Source organism: Halofilum ochraceum (assembly GCF_001614315.2).
GTDB lineage: Bacteria > Pseudomonadota > Gammaproteobacteria > XJ16 > Halofilaceae > Halofilum > Halofilum ochraceum.
The window spans coordinates 106,548-123,790 of the sequence record NZ_LVEG02000007.1; the positions used below are offsets into that span (position 1 = coordinate 106,548).

Here is a 17,243-nt window from a genome sequence, read left to right on the forward strand (position 1 = left end):
GGCGATGACGCCGCACTCGCTCGGTGCGCGCCTTACCCTGGGCCTGGCGGTGGTGCTGATCGCGTTTCTGGGGCTCGCGGGGCTCGCGCTGGAGCGCGCCTTCCGCGAGAGCGTGGAACAGGCGGTGCGGGAGAATCTTGAAGTCCAGGTCTACCTGTTGCTCGGCGCCGCCGAGGTCGACGCGGCGGGTCAACTGCGGATGCCGGATGTCTTGTCGGAACCGCGCCTCGCCACGCCCGAATCCGGCCTCTACGCGGCCATCCGGGATGCGTCCGGCGAGCGCTTGTGGCAGTCGGAGTCCAGCATCGGACTCGATATCGGCTATCCGGGCCCGGCGGCGACCGGTAACCGTGCGTTTGCGCGCATCGCCGCACCCGATGGCCGTGAACTGTTCGGGCTGCGCCACGCGGTGAGCTGGGAGACCGAAGGTGAGAATCGCCGCCTCGTTTTCCTGGTGGCGGAGAGTGCCGAGGCGGCCGCGGCGCGTGTCGCGACGTTCCGCCGGACACTCTGGGGCTGGTTCGGCGGCGTCGCGATCCTACTGTTGCTGCTGCAGGCGCTGTTGCTGCGCTGGGGCCTGCGCCCGCTTCGACGTGCCGCCCGGGAGGTCACCGCGATCGAGCGCGGTGAACGCGCGCGTATCGGTACCGATTACCCGCGCGAACTGCGCCCCCTGACCGCCAGTGTCAACGAACTGCTCGCCAGTGGCGCCAGCCGTCTCGAGCGTTACCGCGAGGCACTGGCCGACCTGGGCCACAGCCTCAAGAACCCCCTCGCCGTACTCCGCTCGATCGGCGACGATCCGGCCACGGGGGATCGCGGCAGTGAAATCCGGGATCAGGTCGAGCGCATGCAGCAGGCGATCGACTGGCATGTCCAGCGCGGCGCCGCCGCGGGAAGGGGTGGTCTCGGACAGTCGGTCGCGCTCGCCGAGCTGGTCGAGCGCGTCGGCGCCTCACTGGCCCGGGTCCATGCGGATCGAGGCGTCAGGCTGGCGTGTGATATCCCCCGGGACGCGGTCGTCCGCGGGGATCCCGACGATCTGATGGAAATCGTCGGTAATCTGCTCGACAACGCCTGGAAATGGGGGCGTACACGAATCCGTGCCACGAGCTGGTCAGAGCCGGACGGCGGTCTGGTCATGGCGATCGAGGATGATGGTCCGGGGATTCCCGCGGACCGGCGAGACACTGTGCTTGAGCGCGGCGTACGGATCGATGAAAGCGTGCCCGGCGATGGCATTGGCCTGGCGGTCGTGCGCCGGATGATCGAGGAGACCTGGGGCGGTCGGCTCGGGCTGGAGGCGAGCGATCTCGGCGGACTGCGCGTGTGGGTGACATTCCCGCCGCGATCCGCGGTGGTGCCGAAATACCGGTAAATCGTGTCGACCGGTTCACAGAATCGGTAATCGGCGCGCGCTGTAACGCGTTTTCGCCCGGATTCCGCGGTCTACGAGATTGAATCCGCGGTCCGCGCTAAGAATACTGGGGTCAGGCCCATGGATTCGACGGTGACTCCCGTGAAGCTGATCCCGATCGAACTGACGTTCGCCTGCCGCTGTTGTAACGGACGCACGTTCCGTGTGGAGTCAGAGCCGCATGGACGCTGCCCGGTGATCTGCAAAGGATGTGGCCGCAATGTCGGCCGCTGGGGCGACCTGCGCGCAAGCGGCATGATCGCCTCGACAGGCGGAACGGACGGTGTCGTAGCCGGTATGATCGATCGCGTATTCGCCCGCCGCCGCGCCCGCCTCGACTCGAAATAGCGCAAAAACCCCTGACGGCATAACCAGGCGCGCTATCCTGAACCTCAGCCCTCAGCCCTCAGCCCTCAGCCCTCAGCCCTTGGTTCCTGCAGGCTGAACGATCCGCGCCAGTTCGGTCGAGGCTTCCCAGTCCATTTTCCCGTGCCGGCAGGTAATCACCGGGATATCCAGTACCGCCGCGAGGTCATCGCGATACGTGTCGCCGTCGGTCGCGCCCGGGTCCGGCACATTGACCACGACCGCTTTCGCTTCCAGTCCGCGGTTGCGGATCGCCTCGACTGTCAGCCGACTGTGGTTGATGCAGCCACTGCGATTTGCGGCCACGACCACGACGGGGAAACCCAGCGCCACGGCGAAATCCGCATTGGTGGCGTCGATCGTCAGCGGTGACAGAAAACCGCCTGCCCCCTCGACGAGCCGAAAGATATCCGGATCACCCGCCTCCACGGCGGCGACCACCGCGGCCAGATCGACCTGGCTGCCACCAGCCTGCGCGGTCTGTGCCGCCGAGATCGAGCCGGCCAGTCGGTACGGTGTGACCCGGTCGATCGGTTCGCGTTCCCCTGCCGCCTGTGCCAGCGCCAGTCCGTCGGCTGGGTAGAGCGCGCCACCCTGGCGCTTGCAGCGCTGTTCGATCGGTTTGCGCGCGGCGACATCGACGCCGAGATGGCGCAGCGCGACGGTCAAGTGACAGGAGACCGTCGTCTTGCCAACCGCCGTGTCCGTACCCGTGATAAACACCCCCTGCATGGATGGACCCCCCGTTCGCCGTTCCGCGTGGAAAAATGAATCATTGCGTACTCGGGCCGGGACGACAAGAGGACAGTCGTGGGGTATCTGAAACCCCGGGGGCAGGGAACCCGTAGCATAGGGCGCGTGTCGGACAGTCCGATACCGTGTGAACAGGGAGTATTGATATGTTGATGACAAAAAGCGGGATCGCGGGCCTCATGGTGCTTGTATTGCTGCTCGCGGGCTGCAGTTTCCCCAAGAACTCGCGCGACAAGGCCGAGTGGTTCTTCGAGAAGGGGCACGACAAGATCGTCGATTCGCTGGAGGACCAGGGTGTCGAAGGTGAGGAGATGGAACGGGTCAGGGCCGTGCTCGCGGACCACCGCTCAGCGGTCGTCTCCGACCTGACCGTCGCGTTCTCGGAACAGCGGACCAGCTTCAAGACGCTGTACTCGGGGGCCGATACGTCCAGTCTCCTGTCGACCGAGGATCAGGCGAGCCGTGCGAAGCGCGATTCCCTGCGCAGTATCGGCGCGATGCATGCCGATATCGAAGAGGTCGTCGGGGCGGATACCTGGGCCGCGGCGAATGAACAGCGGCGAAAGCGGTTCGAGGACCGGTTCGAGGACTGATCGCATCGCAAGTCCCGGGGTGTGGTCTCCGTGTCGATGACGAGCGGGGTTGAAATCGCCGCGTCGTCGTCGGCATTTTCCCTCCGGAGAACGATCGAGGAGGGCTTATGCACATCGAGATCAATGCGGCCGACGGCGTCGAACGGTCAGCGGCCCTGGACGACCATATCCGCGAGCGCCTGGAGCGGGTGGAACGCCATCACGGGAACCGCCTGACGCAGATCATCGTCCACCTCAAGGACACCAACGCCCGCAAGGGCGGCGTCGACAAGCTGTGCGGCATGGAGGCGCGGCCGACCGGCCTTGATCCGATTTCCGTGCATGCCGTGGACACCGATATCTATCTCGCCGTGCGCGACGCGAGCGAAAAACTCGACCGCGCGATCGAGCACCGGCTGGGGCGCCAGGCGGCGGGACAGTAAAAGGGCGCCGGCCCCGGTTCCCGGCGCCCCGATCATGTCGACCGGTGCCGCTGGCGTTAGCGCCAGCGCTCCGCGATCCGCTCCATGGTGCCGTTCTCGGTGATGATTCGCTTGCCGCGGTCGAAGGCCGCCAGCAGCTCCTCACCGCGGGCGTTGCTCTTCAGCGCGGTAACGAACTCGCGCGTCTCGTCGAACGCGGGCGTCTTGCCGAACTCCCCGCTGCGGCCCAGTTCGCGGATCTTGTAATCCCAGACGACTTCGTACCCGGCGAAGCCATCGATCCGGCCCTCGTCCAGCATCCGGAACCCCTGTTCGATCGAGTCGACCAGTTGCTTCTCGAACGCGGACTGCTGCTCCCAGCGGTCACCGAAATTCCAGCCACGGGCGGCGCCGATGGTCTGTCCGGCGAGAGACTCCAGACCATTCCATTCCAGGTCGGTCTCGCCATCGGTGTAGATCAGGAAGTCGACGGCGTTGACCGGTTCACTCGAGTAATCCATGTATTCCATCCGCTCGGCGTTCTTGCCGGCGGGGAAAAGCAGTTCGACCTTGCCGCGTTTCAGTTCGTACATCGCGCGGGACCACGGGACGATCCGCAATTGGAGGGTGTAACCGGCAGCGTGGAAGCTCTCCCGGATCACGTCCCAGCTGTATCCCTGAAAGATCCGCGAGTCGGAGCCCGGCGGGACCCGATCCCAGGTCTGGTTATCGGCGTCGGGCTTGTAGAAGCAGTAGGGCGAGTACCCCGGGAGCGTGGCGATCGAGACCACCTTGTCGCCGTCGGCGGCGAGTGACGGCATGGCCATACAGGAGAGCAGGGCTGCAAGTGCAACGGAGCGGAAATACAACATGGGCAACCCCTTGGCGTCTGAGGGTAGTGGAGGCCCGATGTCCGGATGCCGCCGTTCCGATGGCTCGTTCCGATGGGTATCCCGTTGCCCGGTCCATCAGGTTAAATGTTTACAAGCACATATTATGCCACGGCACAGTCTCTGGCGAGCCCGGACAGCGACTCGCCAGATTCGGCCGTACTTCCCGCTCCTGAGCCTGTTACGTGTCGCTCGACCTCAGGTGGTGGTTTCCTCCGGTGCCGGATACACGCCGTCGGCGTCATGGACTTCCTTGCCGGTCAGGGCCGGACGGAACACGCAGACCATGCGCATGTCGGCAGCCTCGTAGGCGCGCAGATAATGCTCGTCATTCTGATCCAGCACGTAGACCGTATCGGGCCCGATGGGCCACTTGCGGCCGTCGGCGACCGTGTAGACCTCGCCTTCACCGGCGATGCAGTAGACCGTTTCGAGGTGGTTCTTATAGTGAATATGGGTCTCCGTGCCCGCGCGGATCACGGTGTCATGGACGGAATAGCCCATGTTGTCGTCGGCGAGTACGAGCCGGCGGCTGATCCAGGTTTCGCCATCGACCTCGCGCTCGGTGCCGAGGATCTCGTTCAGTGTACGCACGATCATGCTGTTGCTCCGGTTACGGTTGTAAAGATCGGCCGCCGCGCCAGGCGGCGGCCGTGGTGACTGCGGTTCGGGGCGCGATCCCCCGGCTACGCGGCGGCGGCACGTATCATCGCGCGGGACAGGGGGATACCGGTTGGCGGCGTGTCAGGCCTCGGGCCATTCCAGCGGGCCCACCCGGAAGAGGTCTTCGCCCTCGTGCTCCTCGGGGAAGAATTCCGCCGGGAAGAACGGGATCTTCCGGCACGGAACCCCCCATTTGCGCGCGAATGACCGGAACAGGCTTTGTGAGGGCCGGTTCGACGGGGTAATGCTCGCCTCGATGTAGCGGACGTTGCGGCAGCCGTCGAGCGCCAGCAGGTGGCGCAGGAGCTGGATACCGACCCCGCGTTTGCGGACCTTCGTGCTGACGCCGACCTGCCATACGAAGACGGTGTCGTCCTGCCGCGGCGGTATGTAGGCAAGCACGAAGCCGACGATCTCACCATCCTTCTCGGCCACGAGGCAGGTATCGCCGAAGTGCTGGCAGAGCAGGATATAGGCGTACGACGGATTCAGTTCGAGGGTGCCGGCCGCCTGCACGAATTCCCACATGCGGGCACCATCCGTCGGCGTGGCCGGACGGTAAATGATATCCGCGTGGCGTGGACCCGGGATGCCCGGCTTCCCCGTCTGCTCCTTCTCCGACGTGCCGCCTTCGAGTGCGGTCGGTTGTTCCATCATCGGAATCTCCTGGATTTTTGCGGTGTGCATCAGCTGGCCTCCGCGAGCGCGAGGCGCTCATGCAGCAGTTCGACTGCCGGCTCGACCTTTTCGGGCTCGATCACGCAGGTCAGGGCGTGCCTGGCGTTGTAGATGCGGTCGGCAACCTGTTGGATTCGTTGCTCGTCGGCGACGGAAGAACCGCCGTACTTCTGCACGATTATGCTCATGACGGTGAGAGTAGCTTCTCCTTTTGCGTGATGATTCCGGAATCCGGCGATGCAGTACCGGGTGCGGTCAGGCCGTACGTCCACCCCGGCGGCGCGCGGCGGGTTGCGGCTCGACCGGCAGATCATTGACGTCGGGATTGGCCGACCCGTGGGCCAGCAGCGGGGCGGCTTCGATGCCTTCCGCCTCCAGCAGGGCGACCACCTCGTCGAGGTGGTCCGCGATCGCTTCCCGGCGCTCCGCGGGCAGGGTGGCGAAGCGCCCGACGAATTCTTCCTGCAGTGGGGCCGGGGCTTCGTTGACGACGGCGGTGCCGGCTTCGGTCAGTTCAATCCGCACCTGACGCTTGTCGGTGTTGCGCCGACGGCGCGTTACCAGACCACGTGCCTCGAGGCGATCCACGATGCCCGTGACCGTCGGCGGTTTGAGACCGACGTTGCGTGCCAGCTGGCCCGGATTGAGGGATGCGCCGCGCTGGATTTCGCGCAGGCAGATGATCTGTGGGCCGGTCAGTCCGTAGCGGGATTTCAGTCTGCGGCCGTGCTGATCCACCGCCTGGAGGATCCGGCGGAGCGAGCGCAGCACCGAGCGAGCGGTTTCATCCTCGCGGGTCGCGGCCGGTCGCTCGCTATCGTTGGCAGGTTGTTTGGGCATCGAAATTTTCGTGCATGAATATTTCGTGTGCGAAATACTATAGCGCACCCGTTTCCCGAATCCAACCGGCCGTGCGACGCCTGTGTCGGGCGTGCCAGGCGGGCAGAGGTCCGCAGCCCGAACGGCATCCCTTGCAGGCGTCGTCATCGGGGGCGGGAGAATCGGGTGACGGCAGACTGCCCGCATGGCCCACCAGGAACCGGCAGGCGATGTCCGTGACATGCGCGAAGTTCCGGATTCCGATCACACGCGGATCGCGCGCGTTCGCCTGCGGCGAAAACGCGCCTACGGACCACCAGGATCCTGGGGGGCCGCGCAGGCGCATCCGCGGTGGGGACATCGCACCATCGGCCGAGTGCGCGCGGCACACCCGGAGTCCCGGATTCCGGTATCAGGCAGACCGCGCGTTCGTCGTGGCGGTTTGCACGCGCCTGCCAGCCAGAGCGCGGATTCGGCTCAGCCGGCGAGCTGCTCGATGATGCGGGCGCCGCCCACGTAGGTTGCGATCGCGGATCCCGCCGTCGAGAAGACGAATACCAGCAGAATCCGGGTTACGCGGTTCTTCCACCAGTTGCGGGGCTGGGCGAGTTGGTCGCGCAGGGTATCGAAATCGCTCATGCGCGGACGCCGCATGATGGTCTCGACGGCCCCCGTCACCATCCCGGCACCGATGGTGGGATTGAGCGATGTCAGCGGTGCGGCGAAGAAGCCGGTGATGATGGTCAGCGGGTGGGCGCGCGCCAGGAGGGCGCCGATGGCGGTCAGGGTGCCATTGATGAGGACCCATTCCATGACCAGGCGGCCGCCGAACTCGGGGCCGCGGGCGAAGCCGAGCGCAAAACCGCCGAGGATGATGCCGACCACGAGCCAAGGCAGGATCCGGATGAGGCGCCCGCGCGGCGGGATATGCTCGAGTTCCGCGCGCTCGCTGGCGGGGGGCGGATCCGATTCCAGGCGTTCGGCCAGCCCGTCCAGGTGGCCCGCACCGACCACCACGAGGAGCCGCCGCGGATGTTCGCTGCGGATCCGCTCGAATATATGGCCCGCCATGTAACGGTCGCGTTCGGCGATCATGATCCGGTACAGCGTGGGCGAGCGCTGCGAGAATTCGGCGAACGTGCTCTCGAGGACGTCGCCTTCCTTGAGCTGTTCGATCTCTTCTTCCTCGAGCTTGGAGCGCGACAGACAGGTCGCCAGCAGCCCGGTCATCAGCGTCCAGCGCTGATACCACGGGACGCTGCGCGTGAGGCGCTTGAGGGTGGTCCCGATCTCGCGGTCGATGAGCCACAGCGGCAGATTCCGCTCGCGCGCCGCTTCCACGGCCACCCGCATTTCGCCGCCGGGCTCCACCCCCAGCTGATCGCCGAGACGTTTCTGGTACGCGGACAGCGCGAGCTGGGCGGCGACCATGCCGGCGCGCCCCGAACGTACGATCCGGAACAGATCGACATCCGACCAGTCGTCGCCGCCAATCAGCCGCTGATGCCGCGGTTGGCACAGTTCCACAGCCACGGCGTCGTAATCGCCTTCGGCCAGGGCCTGACGGACATCGTCCATGCTCTGGTTGGATACATGGGCCGTGCCGAGGAGCGTTACCTCGGTGCCGTCGACCGTCAGGGTCCGGGTGGGTGCGGTGCTGGTCGAGCTCACTATGTTTGCAGGCCAGGTGGTGCGGGAGACGCGCATGGTACGCAAACTGCTCATCCCCCACCAGGAGCCTGTCCGGGAAACCATGTGCCTACTGCGCGCGTACCACAGCGGCGTCTTTCCGCGAGCGCTCAACTCGCATGACGCCTATCATGCTCGTTTCACGATCGCGTAACGGAATCGCCGGGAGCGATCCCGCGTGCCAGCCCGTAAAGGGCGAGGCGCAGGGATGCGCCGAGCAAACCCGCTCGCTGTGCTACGCGCTCGCTACGGAACCGATTTCCCGGACAGGCTCTAGGCTCAACACACTACAGCGGTTACAGTTGGACCCCGGTCACCCGCGATCTCCGGTGGCTGCAGGAGATTTACCTCGATGATTGGTCTGCTCGCGCGCATCCTCAAGGTGCTGAACTCGGAAACGGATCCGCGCCAGATCGCGGGCGCCGTCATCCTCGCATGCCTGTTCGGACTGACACCGCTGTGGACGCTGCATAACCTCATTGTTCTGCTGCTGGTACTCGTGCTGCGGGTGAACCTGAGCATCTTCCTCATCGCGTGGGGATTCTTCACGGTGCTGGCGTTCGCGCTCGATCCGCTCTTCGATCTGCTGGGCCATGCGGTGCTGACCGCGGAGCCGTTGCGCTCGATGTGGGCCGCGCTGTACGCCACGGATATCGGCAAACTGAGTGCCTTCAACAACAGTGTTGTCATGGGGAGCCTCTGCGTGGGGCTGTTGCTGGCACCGGTACTGTGGTTCGCCACCATTTATCTCGTGCGCAACTACCGCGTGCACATGCTCGATTGGGTCCGCCGCAAGCGGATCTATCAGGTCATCAGCGGTAGCCGCCTCGTGACCACCTACCAGTCGTTCCGCAGCTGAGGGCGCGCTATGAAAGCAATCCGCTGGTGGGGTCTCGGTGCGTTCGTCGCGATCGTCGGCGGTATCGTCGCGTTGTGGGTGTCGTTCGCCGATACGTTAGTCCGTTGGGGCGTTGAATCGACCGGCACCTCCATGGTCGGCGCCCGGGTCGAACTCGAGGCGGCGGATGTCGGCTTCTCGCCGGCACGGCTCGAACTGCGTGGCCTCGCGGTCACGAACCCCGACGAACCCATGCGCAATGCGCTTGAGGCCGAGCGGCTGGCCTTCGATATCGACTGGATCGGACTCCTGCTGGATCGGGTCCACATCGACGAGGTCTCGGTCGAAGGGCTGCAGTTCGGGACCGAACGCGAGACGAGTGGCGCGGTCATGGCCACCGAGCGGACCGTGGAAGAAAGCGGCCTGCTGGACAAGGCGCGCGAGCGCGCCGAGATCCCGCCGCTGGAGGTCCCTTCGGTCGAGACGGTGCTCGGACGCGAGGATCTGCGCAGTCCCGAACTCATCGAAGAGGCGCGCGCCAGCCTTGAAAAGCGGCGTACCGCGCTCGAAGAACGCCTTGCCGACCTGCCCGGCGAGGAGGAACTGGAACGCTACCGCCAGCAGATCGACGAGGCGACCGAAGGCGATGACGCCGCCTCCCGTCTCAAGGGGCTCAGACAGCTTCGTGATCTGGTGGATGATATCGACGACGACCGCAAGGCACTCCGCCGGGCACGTGACGAAGTAAAGGAATCACTCGCGGCCGCCGGGGATACGGCGTCGGAAGCGCGCCGCGCGCCGCAAGCCGATATCGAGCGGCTGTATCGCAAATATACCGATCCCGGCGCGGTTGCCGGGGAACTGGCCTATTACCTGCTCGGCCCGAAGGTGGAGCAATGGGTGAACCAGGGCTGGTACTGGTATGGCCGGCTGTCCCCCTATCTCGGGGGCGGCGGGGCCGATACCGAGGCGGCGAGTGGCCCGGAGACCGTCCCCGCCGCCCGCCGTGTCGGGCGCAACGTCCTCTATCCAGAGGCCGGTGAGGAGCCGCGCGTCCTGGTCCGCCAGGTGCGGGTCAGCGGTGCCGCGGGCGGTGGCGACCTCGACGGGCGGGTCACCGATATCGCGGTCCCGCCGAACCTGTGGGGTGAGCCGCTGCGGCTCAATCTGGCCGGGCAGTCGGTCAGCGGTATCGACCGCCTCCAGGTCGATGGTTCCATGGACCGGCGCGATCCGGCGAGCAGTATCAGCCGGCTGGATCTCACTGCGAACGGCACCGACGTCGCCGGCCTCGCGCTCGGACCGGAAGATGGCATCCTGGCGGACCGTGGACAGGCGGATTTCCAGGTCGCGGGGACCATCCGGGACCGTGCCCTGGATCTCGACGTGACGTCGGCGATCCGCGATGCGGCCTTCAGCGCCGGTAGCGGTGCCGACTCGATCCTGCAGGAAGTCGCCGCCGCCCTCGGCAATGCCGGGCGGCTGAATATCGGCGCCAATGTCGGCGGGACGATCGATGCACCGGAGTTCGAGCTGACTTCCTCGCTGACGGGCATCCTGGAGCCGCTGCTGCGCAGCCGTCTGCAGGCGGAGGCCGGCGAGTTCCGCGAGGGGCTCGTGGCTGCGGTGAAGGACCGCACCGGCGGCTCGCTGGAAGAACTCGAGGCGTCCAGCGCGAAGCTGAACAGTCTGGAGCAGGAGCTGGAAGGCCGGCTGGAAGGGTTCCGCAAGGTGCTCGACCGGGCGCGCAAGCCGCTCGACTGAGGCCGGAGCCGCGCCGGGCATAGCCTGCGAGCGCGGGCTGCCTCGGGCCGCTTCAGGTGGTTCGGTCGGCTTCCACGCGCCAGCCCGTAACCGATCCGCTCTCGTCTTCGAATACCGCCGTGTGGACGGCGGTGAAACCGGCCGCATCGAACCGCCGTTCGATCGCGGCGATGTCTTCCTCGGCGCATGCGGCGGCCTGCATATCGGCAAGGCGCTGGCGCATCGATACCACGCGCTGGCGGGCCTCCTCGAGCCAGCCGAGGGCTTCCTTCGCCCCGACCTGCCCGGTCATGGCCAGCACTTCCTGCACGTAGTTCAGCGGCCCCAGAAGAGCGCGCGGATTGGTCTGCCCGCGCGCGGCGGTCTGGATGGACTCGATCGCCTCGTCCACGGCGCGGCGTTTCTTCGCCGCCTTCGGGGGCAGCGTCCCGCCGGCACCGCCGCCTGGTGTGCGCTTTTCCGCCAGCGCCCGCAGAAAATTCCGGGTCTTGAGGTAGATGCGGGCATCGTCGAGTACGTAGTCGATGCCCTGGGCCTCTTCACGGGCCGCGCGGACGAACGAAGAGTCGCCGTGATGGACGATCAGCGCGGCCCGTCCCCCGCTGCGCAGCACGCGCGCCAGTTCCGGGATCGAGCGGGCCGTGTCGCTGTATTCGAGACCGAACTGGCTGCACACGAGATCGAACGTGGCATCGGCGAACGGCAATGCCTCCGCCGGTGTGCGCGGGTGGAAATGGATACTTGCCAGGCGTTCGCGCACATCGCCGTCCGGGACCTGCGTTACGGGGTCGATCGCGGCCAGGTCGGTACCGTGGACGGTGAATTCGCGTCCGGTGGCCGCCGCCGTGTCGAGCGCCAGCAGGGCAACGGCGCCGTTGCCGGTGGCCACGTCAACGATGCACGCGCCGTCCGGCAGGGCCGCGAACTGCTCGCGCCAGAACGCGGCGATGTCGCCCCCGTAGTTGCCCTGCGTGACCTGACTGAACGAGTGGAGATTGCCGTACGCCCAGTATCGATCCCACGGGTCGGTTGCGGAGGCGGCGGTCATGGCGATACCTGTACCGGGGCGAGTGACGAGAGGGGCGATTCTACTGCCCGTCGATTGGCCGGCACCACATGCGATTATGGGGATAGCCCGGTTGTCCGGAGGCAGTGGGGCCGAGAAGGGGCGTTCAACGAGACTACGGTGGGCCGAAATGATGCTTGACCGTGTCGCCGGGCCCGGTGCGGATCACGGCAGTGCCGAAGAAGGCGAACGCGTCATCGGTTGTCGCCCGATCGCCGCCGGCGTTGCAGGTCAGTGCAATCGTGTAGGGGCCGGGCGCGAGGAAGGCCGCATGGAACTCGAATGGCGCTTCGGCGTCTTCGGCCTGGCCGCGGCTGACGCTGACCGGGCGCGGACCGGGGCCGCCGATATCATCTGGCCCAACGCCTTCGCCGCTGAAGACGTAGAGCGCGATGCCGCTGCGATGCGGCTCGCTGCAATGGCGTGCGATCAGGTCCCGGTCGGCGCTCGCCACGATGTGGGAGGCTGTTTCGGTTGCTACCGAGCGGAGTATGGGACTGATTGCATAGGTATTGGTGGTGGGCCCTTTTTCACCAAGCGGTTCGTGCAGCTGGAAATCGATCGTGCGTTTCACCGTGCCGTCGGGTGGAACCGTGAACGGTGCTCCGATATGCAGGTGATTGCGCACTCCGCTGGGGACGACTAGTTCCCGAATCGAATTGTCCGCGAGCACGAGATACGTATCCTTTTTGCCCCGGGTGTTGAGATGCAGTTGTATCCACTCGTACGCACCGGCCGGCAATTCCATGTCTTCGGTCAGCCTGGCGGTGTTGCCGCGTCGCAGTCTGGCGATATCGATCCGCTTCGGTTCATCGAAGCCGTGCTGGACGCGCTGACCGTCGACGCGCTCGACGGTCAGCCCGGAAAACTCCAGCCATGCCGCGCGGATGCTGCCATCCGGGAGGCCGCCCGTGAGGTCCAGATCGATCCGACCCGGAGATTCCTCGGCGTCGCCGCAACCGGCGATGAACAGTGCGAACAGTATGAGCGCCCCGCAGGCTATTGCAGTGGACGGGGATGGACGCTGCATCGGGGATCGCCTCCGGCGGGTCGCCAGGCTGGTTGTGGGGCCGTACCCACGACCCTTCGAGCTAGAATGGCACCATGGGCGGGAGGATGGAAGCGGGGTGCAATGAAGCGGGTTTCATCACCGCCGCGCTTGCCGCGGCCGCTGGCGACCACGGAATCCATACGACCGTCCCGGGAGGTCAGTGTTCGGCCTCCATTCCCTGAATCAGATCGGCGCGCAGCGTGCTCCAGGCAGTTTCCAGATCGGGGAATTCAGCACGAACGCCGTCCAGGTCGCCGGCATTCGCACGCGCCTCTATCTGGCGCGCGATGTCCGTAAGCTCCGTGCCCGGGAAATGACGGCTGGTGCTGCCAATCGTGTGTGCATGCCGTCCGAGGACGTCGAGATCCGCGTTGCCCGCGAGCACGGTGCGCATCGCGCCGATCCGCTCATCCGCTTCCTGCACGAAGACGCGGGCCAGTTTCGGGTCGGGGGCGCGCATGGCTGCAGCATCCGGCTCGTTCGTGCTGTCCACGCGCGCACCGATCCACGGCGCCAGGGCGGAACGCAGGCCGTCTCCTTCCAGGGGACGGGTCATGAAGGCCTCGATACCGGCCTGTTCACAGCGTTCCCGTTCCTCGGTGGTGGCGCCCGCCGTCAGGACGAGGATCGGCGGTGCCGCCTGCGCGGCCCCGTTGCGGCGGATCGTCTGGATCGCCTCGGCGCCATGCATGTCCGGCAGCCGCAGGTCCATCAACACGGCCGCGTAGTCGCGGCTGCCGACCGCCTCCACCGCCCGGGCGCCGGTATCCACCTGGTCCGCATCGATACCGAGACGGGAGAGATGATGCAGCGTGATTTCGCGGTTGATCGCGCTGTCATCGACGACCAGCACGGGCTGGACGGCGGCATGCGGGTAGGTCTCCTCGACATGGTAGCGGGTGACCAGACCCTGGCGCCGGCGCTCCGCCTCCGGCAGTGCGTGGGTGGCGAGAATGGCCTGCACCAGTTCCTCGAGGTTCTCGGGGGGGATCGGGCGTGTCAGGTAGCCGGCGAAGCCGGCCTCATTGAGCCGCTTGGCATCGCCGCGGGCCCCGGTCGCGGTCATGATCGCGAGGCTGGTCGAGCAGGTCTCGGGCCGCCGTTTCAGGCGTCGCCCGAGCTCTTCGCCGGAAAGACAGGGCAGGAACAACTCGGCAAGCAGGAGATCGTAGGGCGTGCCGTCGGCCGCCGCGCGTAGCGCCATCTGCATCGCCTCGACGCCATCGCCGGCCTGGGTGACCCACATGCCGAGGGTGCGCAGCTGGCTCGCCAGCGCGGTGCGCTGATCCGCGTCGGGGTCGGCGAGCAGGACCTTTCGCCCCCGCAGCCGTGGCGCGGGCCCTTCGCGGTCCGGGGCGCGTGCGGCGCCGAGCTGGATCTCGAACCAGAACACGCTGCCGACACCCGGTTCACTGTCGACGCCGATCTCGCCATCCATCGCCGCGACGAGATCCCGGGTAATCGAAAGCCCCAGGCCGGTACCCTCAATGGTCTCCGTGCCGACGCGGCTGTAGGGCTCGAACAGGCGCTCCTGCGCTTCGGCGGGGATGCCGGTGCCGGTGTCGGCGACCTCGACGCGTATGCGAACCCCGCCTGCCTCGAGCGCCTCCCAGCGTTTGACGGCCAGCACGACCTCGCCCTCGCTGGTGAACTTGATGGCGTTGCCGACCAGATTGATGACGATCTGCCGCAGCCGGCCCGGATCTCCCACCACGCGGCGGGGTGTATCCGGCGGAATCAGACTGACCAGACGGAGACCTTTGGCGCGCGCCTGCTGGTCGAGCAGTGTGGCCGTGCCATTGAGGTGGTCATACAGATCGAAGCCGACATCGTCGAGTTCCATCCGGCCCGCCTCGATCCGGGAGAAATCGAGCACGTCGTTGACCAGTGTGAGCAGGCCATACGCCGAGTCGTGGATGACCTGGGCATGATGGCGACGCTGTTCAGGGTCGTCGGTATTCATCACGAGTTCGCTCATGCCGACGATCGCGTTGATCGGCGTGCGCAGCTCATGGCTCATGCGGGCGAAGAAGTCGGTCTTGGCCTGGGCGGTGAACCGGGCGTCGGCGAGTTCCTGCTTCAGATCATCGGTCCGGCGCTCGACCATCGAGCCGGCCTCGGCGGCCATCTTCGAACTGGCGTACTGGCCCCACCAGGTGAACAGGAACGGCATGGCATCGAGCGCCTGGATCGCGATGTTCTCGCGATGGGCGAGCATGATGTTGTTCGTGGTGATGCCGTCGTAGACGTGGACACAGACCAACAGCGTCGCCAGAACGACGGCGATGATCGCGATCAGCGTGCCGACCACGGCGTAGAGCGTGGCGCGGGCCCGCAGCACCCGGAATACCTGCGCCGCGGTTTCGTAATCGAAGCTGGAGTGACCCGCGGTCATGGCAATGGCAACCGATCCCGTTCCCTGGTCGTCGATTGTAGACGCGCGTGATTGCTCGATGCGACGGGCATGTGACACGTGCCCTTGGCCGGTGCGGTCCGATCGGGTACTGTCCGCCGATCCACACACCGCTGCACGGGTGGCATCTCCATGAACGAGGCTGGCCGCTCAACGTCGGAACCCATCATGAACAAGTACCTGTTTCGGCGTTGTCCGCCGGTCTTGATCTGGACTGCCGTCCTTGCGTTGGCCGGCTGCGCGACCCCCGGGCTCGACAAAGGCGGCGGATCGGAAACAGACGGTTCCGTGGCAACGGCGCCGGACGGGAACGAAACGACGGACAGGGCCGCGCGGAACCCGGCCATGAGTGGCCAGGCGGCTCCACGCCTCGAGTCTGGGGCGAGGGTGGTGGATCCCCCGACGGTCGAGCCCGGGGCGGAAGACGTCTGGTCGCGGCTGCGGGACGGGTTCGGGCTGCCGAACGTCGAGGAGGAGCGCATCGATGCCGAGATCGCGCGCTATGAAGGACGGCAGCGCTATTTCGAGATTGTCGCGGAGCGCGCGCAGCCGTATCTGCGCTATATCCTCGATCGCATCGAGGCGCGCGGCATGCCGGCCGAACTGCTGCTGATCCCCGTCGTCGAGAGCGCGTTCCGTCCGTTCGCCTATTCCTATGCGCGCGCGGGCGGTCTCTGGCAGTTCAAACCCCTGACCGGGAAGCGCTTCGGCCTGAAACAGAACTGGTGGTACGACGGCCGCCGGGACGTGCTGGCGAGCACCGATGCCGCGCTCGACTACCTGGAGTACCTGCACGGGTTCTTCGATGGCGATTGGCTGCTCGCCATCGCCGCCTACAACGGCGGTGAGGGGACGGTGCAGCGCGCGGTACGGGCCAACGCGGCGCAGGGCCAGCCCACCGACTACTGGCATCTCGACCTGCCGACACAGACCGAGAAATACGTGCCGCGCATATTGGCGTTGCGGGCCATTCTGAGCACACCCGGCAAGTACGGGATCGCGTTGCCCGCGATGCCCGAAGAAGAGGCACTGACCATCGTGGAGCTCGATGATCAGGTGGATCTCGCGGTCGCCGCGGAGATGGCCGGCATGCCGCTGGAAGCGCTGCATCGCTACAACTCGGGCTACAACCGCTGGGCGACGCCGCCGGATGGGCCGCATCGCCTCGCAGTGCCGAAAAGACAGGCCGACACCCTGCGGGCGGCGCTGGAAACCCGTGACGACCGGGGCATGATCCGTTGGCGTCGGCACGCCGTCGAATCCGGCGATACCCTGGGGGCGATCGCCGATCGCTATGGCACGACGGTCGATATGCTGCGCGATGCGAATGATATCAACGGGGCCATGATCCGGGTTGGACAGAAACTGCTGGTGCCCATGCCCAGCCGCGACGGTGAGGCCTACACCCTGAGTCTCGAAAACCGCCGTCAGCGCACCCAGGCGAGCGGACCCTCCGGGCGCGAACGCATCGACTACCGTGTACGTCCGGGCGACACCTTCTGGGGAATCGCCCGCTCGCATGACGTCAAAGTTCGCCGCCTGGCCGCCTGGAACGACATGGCCCCCGGGGACGCGATCCATCCCGGGCAAAGCCTGGCGATCTGGGTCGAGGCCAGCCAGGCCGGCCGCGGCGGACCCACGCAGAATCTGCAGCAGGTCACCTACAGGGTGCGCGAGGGCGATTCACTGTACGCGATCGCCCGCCGGTTCAATCTCGATGTCGAGGCGATCCGGCGCTGGAACAGCCTGCAGGCCGGGGCGTATCTCCAGCCGGGGCAGAGCCTCGATCTGCAGGTCGATGTCACCGAACAGGCGGAGGCGCGACCGTAGCGGTATGGGCAC

Annotated in this window: 17 protein-coding genes; 7 read left to right on the forward strand and 10 right to left on the reverse strand. The window is 66.4% G+C overall.

Annotated features, from left to right (window positions below; genetic code table 11):
- Positions 1 to 4: 4 nt before the first annotated feature.
- Both A0W70_RS09185 and A0W70_RS09190 read left to right on the forward strand, forming a co-directional pair.
- Positions 5 to 1,378, forward strand: a complete 1,374-nt coding sequence (locus A0W70_RS09185; RefSeq protein WP_070989040.1) for an ATP-binding protein — start codon at positions 5 to 7, stop codon at positions 1,376 to 1,378.
- Between the two features lie 132 nt (positions 1,379 to 1,510).
- Complete coding sequence (locus A0W70_RS09190) at positions 1,511 to 1,765, forward strand: hypothetical protein (protein WP_139150816.1); 255 nt, start codon at positions 1,511 to 1,513, stop codon at positions 1,763 to 1,765.
- A gap of 72 nt (positions 1,766 to 1,837) precedes the next feature.
- On the opposite strand, the gene bioD is transcribed toward A0W70_RS09190, so the two are convergent.
- Positions 1,838 to 2,515, reverse strand: a complete 678-nt coding sequence (gene bioD / locus A0W70_RS09195; protein ID WP_070989042.1) for a dethiobiotin synthase — start codon at positions 2,513 to 2,515, stop codon at positions 1,838 to 1,840.
- A gap of 167 nt (positions 2,516 to 2,682) precedes the next feature.
- On the opposite strand from bioD, the gene A0W70_RS09200 reads away from it, so the two are divergent.
- Complete coding sequence (locus A0W70_RS09200) at positions 2,683 to 3,129, forward strand: hypothetical protein (protein WP_070989043.1); 447 nt, start codon at positions 2,683 to 2,685, stop codon at positions 3,127 to 3,129.
- Between the two features lie 107 nt (positions 3,130 to 3,236).
- The gene (locus A0W70_RS09205; RefSeq protein WP_070989044.1) at positions 3,237 to 3,551 is read left to right on the forward strand and encodes an HPF/RaiA family ribosome-associated protein; all 315 of its coding nucleotides are present in this window, start codon (positions 3,237 to 3,239) and stop codon (positions 3,549 to 3,551) included.
- Positions 3,552 to 3,607: 56 nt separating this feature from the next.
- On the opposite strand, the gene A0W70_RS09210 is transcribed toward A0W70_RS09205, so the two are convergent.
- The 6 genes from A0W70_RS09210 to A0W70_RS09235 form a co-directional block, all read right to left on the reverse strand.
- A complete protein-coding gene (locus A0W70_RS09210) occupies positions 3,608 to 4,402 on the reverse strand; it encodes a transporter substrate-binding domain-containing protein (protein WP_083330903.1) in 795 nt (264 codons plus the stop codon).
- Positions 4,403 to 4,618: 216 nt separating this feature from the next.
- Positions 4,619 to 5,020, reverse strand: a complete 402-nt coding sequence (locus tag A0W70_RS09215; RefSeq protein ID WP_070989046.1) for an ectoine synthase — start codon at positions 5,018 to 5,020, stop codon at positions 4,619 to 4,621.
- A 144-nt stretch (positions 5,021 to 5,164) separates the two neighbouring features.
- The gene (gene ectA / locus A0W70_RS09220) at positions 5,165 to 5,770 is read right to left on the reverse strand and encodes a diaminobutyrate acetyltransferase (protein WP_217495422.1); all 606 of its coding nucleotides are present in this window, start codon (positions 5,768 to 5,770) and stop codon (positions 5,165 to 5,167) included.
- The gene (locus A0W70_RS09225) at positions 5,770 to 5,949 is read right to left on the reverse strand and encodes a hypothetical protein (RefSeq protein WP_070989047.1); all 180 of its coding nucleotides are present in this window, start codon (positions 5,947 to 5,949) and stop codon (positions 5,770 to 5,772) included. The genes ectA and A0W70_RS09225 overlap by 1 nt, the downstream gene beginning before the upstream one ends.
- A gap of 67 nt (positions 5,950 to 6,016) precedes the next feature.
- On the reverse strand, positions 6,017 to 6,601 hold the full coding sequence (locus A0W70_RS09230; protein WP_070989048.1) for a MarR family winged helix-turn-helix transcriptional regulator: 585 nt from the start codon (positions 6,599 to 6,601) through the stop codon (positions 6,017 to 6,019).
- A gap of 456 nt (positions 6,602 to 7,057) precedes the next feature.
- Positions 7,058 to 8,287: a TraB/GumN family protein gene (locus A0W70_RS09235; protein ID WP_083330916.1), complete on the reverse strand. Its 1,230-nt coding sequence runs from the start codon at positions 8,285 to 8,287 to the stop codon at positions 7,058 to 7,060.
- 334 nt (positions 8,288 to 8,621) lie between these two features.
- Here A0W70_RS09235 and A0W70_RS09240 point away from each other — a divergent pair, with 334 nt between their 5' ends.
- Together A0W70_RS09240 and A0W70_RS09245 are read left to right on the forward strand one after the other, a co-directional pair.
- Complete coding sequence (locus A0W70_RS09240; RefSeq protein ID WP_083330905.1) at positions 8,622 to 9,128, forward strand: TIGR03546 family protein; 507 nt, start codon at positions 8,622 to 8,624, stop codon at positions 9,126 to 9,128.
- A 9-nt stretch (positions 9,129 to 9,137) separates the two neighbouring features.
- Complete coding sequence (locus A0W70_RS09245) at positions 9,138 to 10,871, forward strand: TIGR03545 family protein (RefSeq protein WP_070989049.1); 1,734 nt, start codon at positions 9,138 to 9,140, stop codon at positions 10,869 to 10,871.
- Positions 10,872 to 10,923: 52 nt separating this feature from the next.
- Here A0W70_RS09245 and A0W70_RS09250 read toward each other — a convergent pair whose 3' ends face one another.
- The 3 genes from A0W70_RS09250 to A0W70_RS09260 form a co-directional block, all read right to left on the reverse strand.
- On the reverse strand, positions 10,924 to 11,919 hold the full coding sequence (locus A0W70_RS09250; protein ID WP_070989050.1) for a class I SAM-dependent methyltransferase: 996 nt from the start codon (positions 11,917 to 11,919) through the stop codon (positions 10,924 to 10,926).
- Between the two features lie 133 nt (positions 11,920 to 12,052).
- Positions 12,053 to 12,967: a DUF4382 domain-containing protein gene (locus A0W70_RS09255; protein ID WP_070989051.1), complete on the reverse strand. Its 915-nt coding sequence runs from the start codon at positions 12,965 to 12,967 to the stop codon at positions 12,053 to 12,055.
- A 178-nt stretch (positions 12,968 to 13,145) separates the two neighbouring features.
- A complete protein-coding gene (locus A0W70_RS09260; protein WP_070989052.1) occupies positions 13,146 to 15,383 on the reverse strand; it encodes a hybrid sensor histidine kinase/response regulator in 2,238 nt (745 codons plus the stop codon).
- 363 nt (positions 15,384 to 15,746) lie between these two features.
- On the opposite strand from A0W70_RS09260, the gene A0W70_RS09265 reads away from it, so the two are divergent.
- Positions 15,747 to 17,231, forward strand: a complete 1,485-nt coding sequence (locus tag A0W70_RS09265; protein WP_245675847.1) for a lytic transglycosylase — start codon at positions 15,747 to 15,749, stop codon at positions 17,229 to 17,231.
- Positions 17,232 to 17,243 lie beyond the last annotated feature (12 nt).

What these genes read in the sequence shown, in the direction of transcription:
- A0W70_RS09255 (WP_070989051.1), bottom strand. Translation starts at nt 12,967, where the DNA reads ATGCAGCGTCCATCCCCGTCCACTGCAATAGCCTGCGGGGCGCTCATA.
- A0W70_RS09260 (WP_070989052.1), bottom strand. Translation starts at nt 15,383, where the DNA reads ATGACCGCGGGTCACTCCAGCTTCGATTACGAAACCGCGGCGCAGGTA.
- A0W70_RS09245 (WP_070989049.1), top strand. Translation starts at nt 9,138, where the DNA reads ATGAAAGCAATCCGCTGGTGGGGTCTCGGTGCGTTCGTCGCGATCGTC.
- ectA (WP_217495422.1), bottom strand. Translation starts at nt 5,770, where the DNA reads ATGCACACCGCAAAAATCCAGGAGATTCCGATGATGGAACAACCGACC.
- A0W70_RS09215 (WP_070989046.1), bottom strand. Translation starts at nt 5,020, where the DNA reads ATGATCGTGCGTACACTGAACGAGATCCTCGGCACCGAGCGCGAGGTC.
- A0W70_RS09265 (WP_245675847.1), top strand. Translation starts at nt 15,747, where the DNA reads ATGAGTGGCCAGGCGGCTCCACGCCTCGAGTCTGGGGCGAGGGTGGTG.
- A0W70_RS09205 (WP_070989044.1), top strand. Translation starts at nt 3,237, where the DNA reads ATGCACATCGAGATCAATGCGGCCGACGGCGTCGAACGGTCAGCGGCC.
- A0W70_RS09250 (WP_070989050.1), bottom strand. Translation starts at nt 11,919, where the DNA reads ATGACCGCCGCCTCCGCAACCGACCCGTGGGATCGATACTGGGCGTAC.
- A0W70_RS09240 (WP_083330905.1), top strand. Translation starts at nt 8,622, where the DNA reads ATGATTGGTCTGCTCGCGCGCATCCTCAAGGTGCTGAACTCGGAAACG.
- A0W70_RS09235 (WP_083330916.1), bottom strand. Translation starts at nt 8,287, where the DNA reads ATGCGCGTCTCCCGCACCACCTGGCCTGCAAACATAGTGAGCTCGACC.
- A0W70_RS09210 (WP_083330903.1), bottom strand. Translation starts at nt 4,402, where the DNA reads ATGTTGTATTTCCGCTCCGTTGCACTTGCAGCCCTGCTCTCCTGTATG.
- A0W70_RS09200 (WP_070989043.1), top strand. Translation starts at nt 2,683, where the DNA reads ATGTTGATGACAAAAAGCGGGATCGCGGGCCTCATGGTGCTTGTATTG.
- A0W70_RS09185 (WP_070989040.1), top strand. Translation starts at nt 5, where the DNA reads ATGACGCCGCACTCGCTCGGTGCGCGCCTTACCCTGGGCCTGGCGGTG.
- A0W70_RS09225 (WP_070989047.1), bottom strand. Translation starts at nt 5,949, where the DNA reads ATGAGCATAATCGTGCAGAAGTACGGCGGTTCTTCCGTCGCCGACGAG.
- A0W70_RS09230 (WP_070989048.1), bottom strand. Translation starts at nt 6,601, where the DNA reads ATGCCCAAACAACCTGCCAACGATAGCGAGCGACCGGCCGCGACCCGC.
- bioD (WP_070989042.1), bottom strand. Translation starts at nt 2,515, where the DNA reads ATGCAGGGGGTGTTTATCACGGGTACGGACACGGCGGTTGGCAAGACG.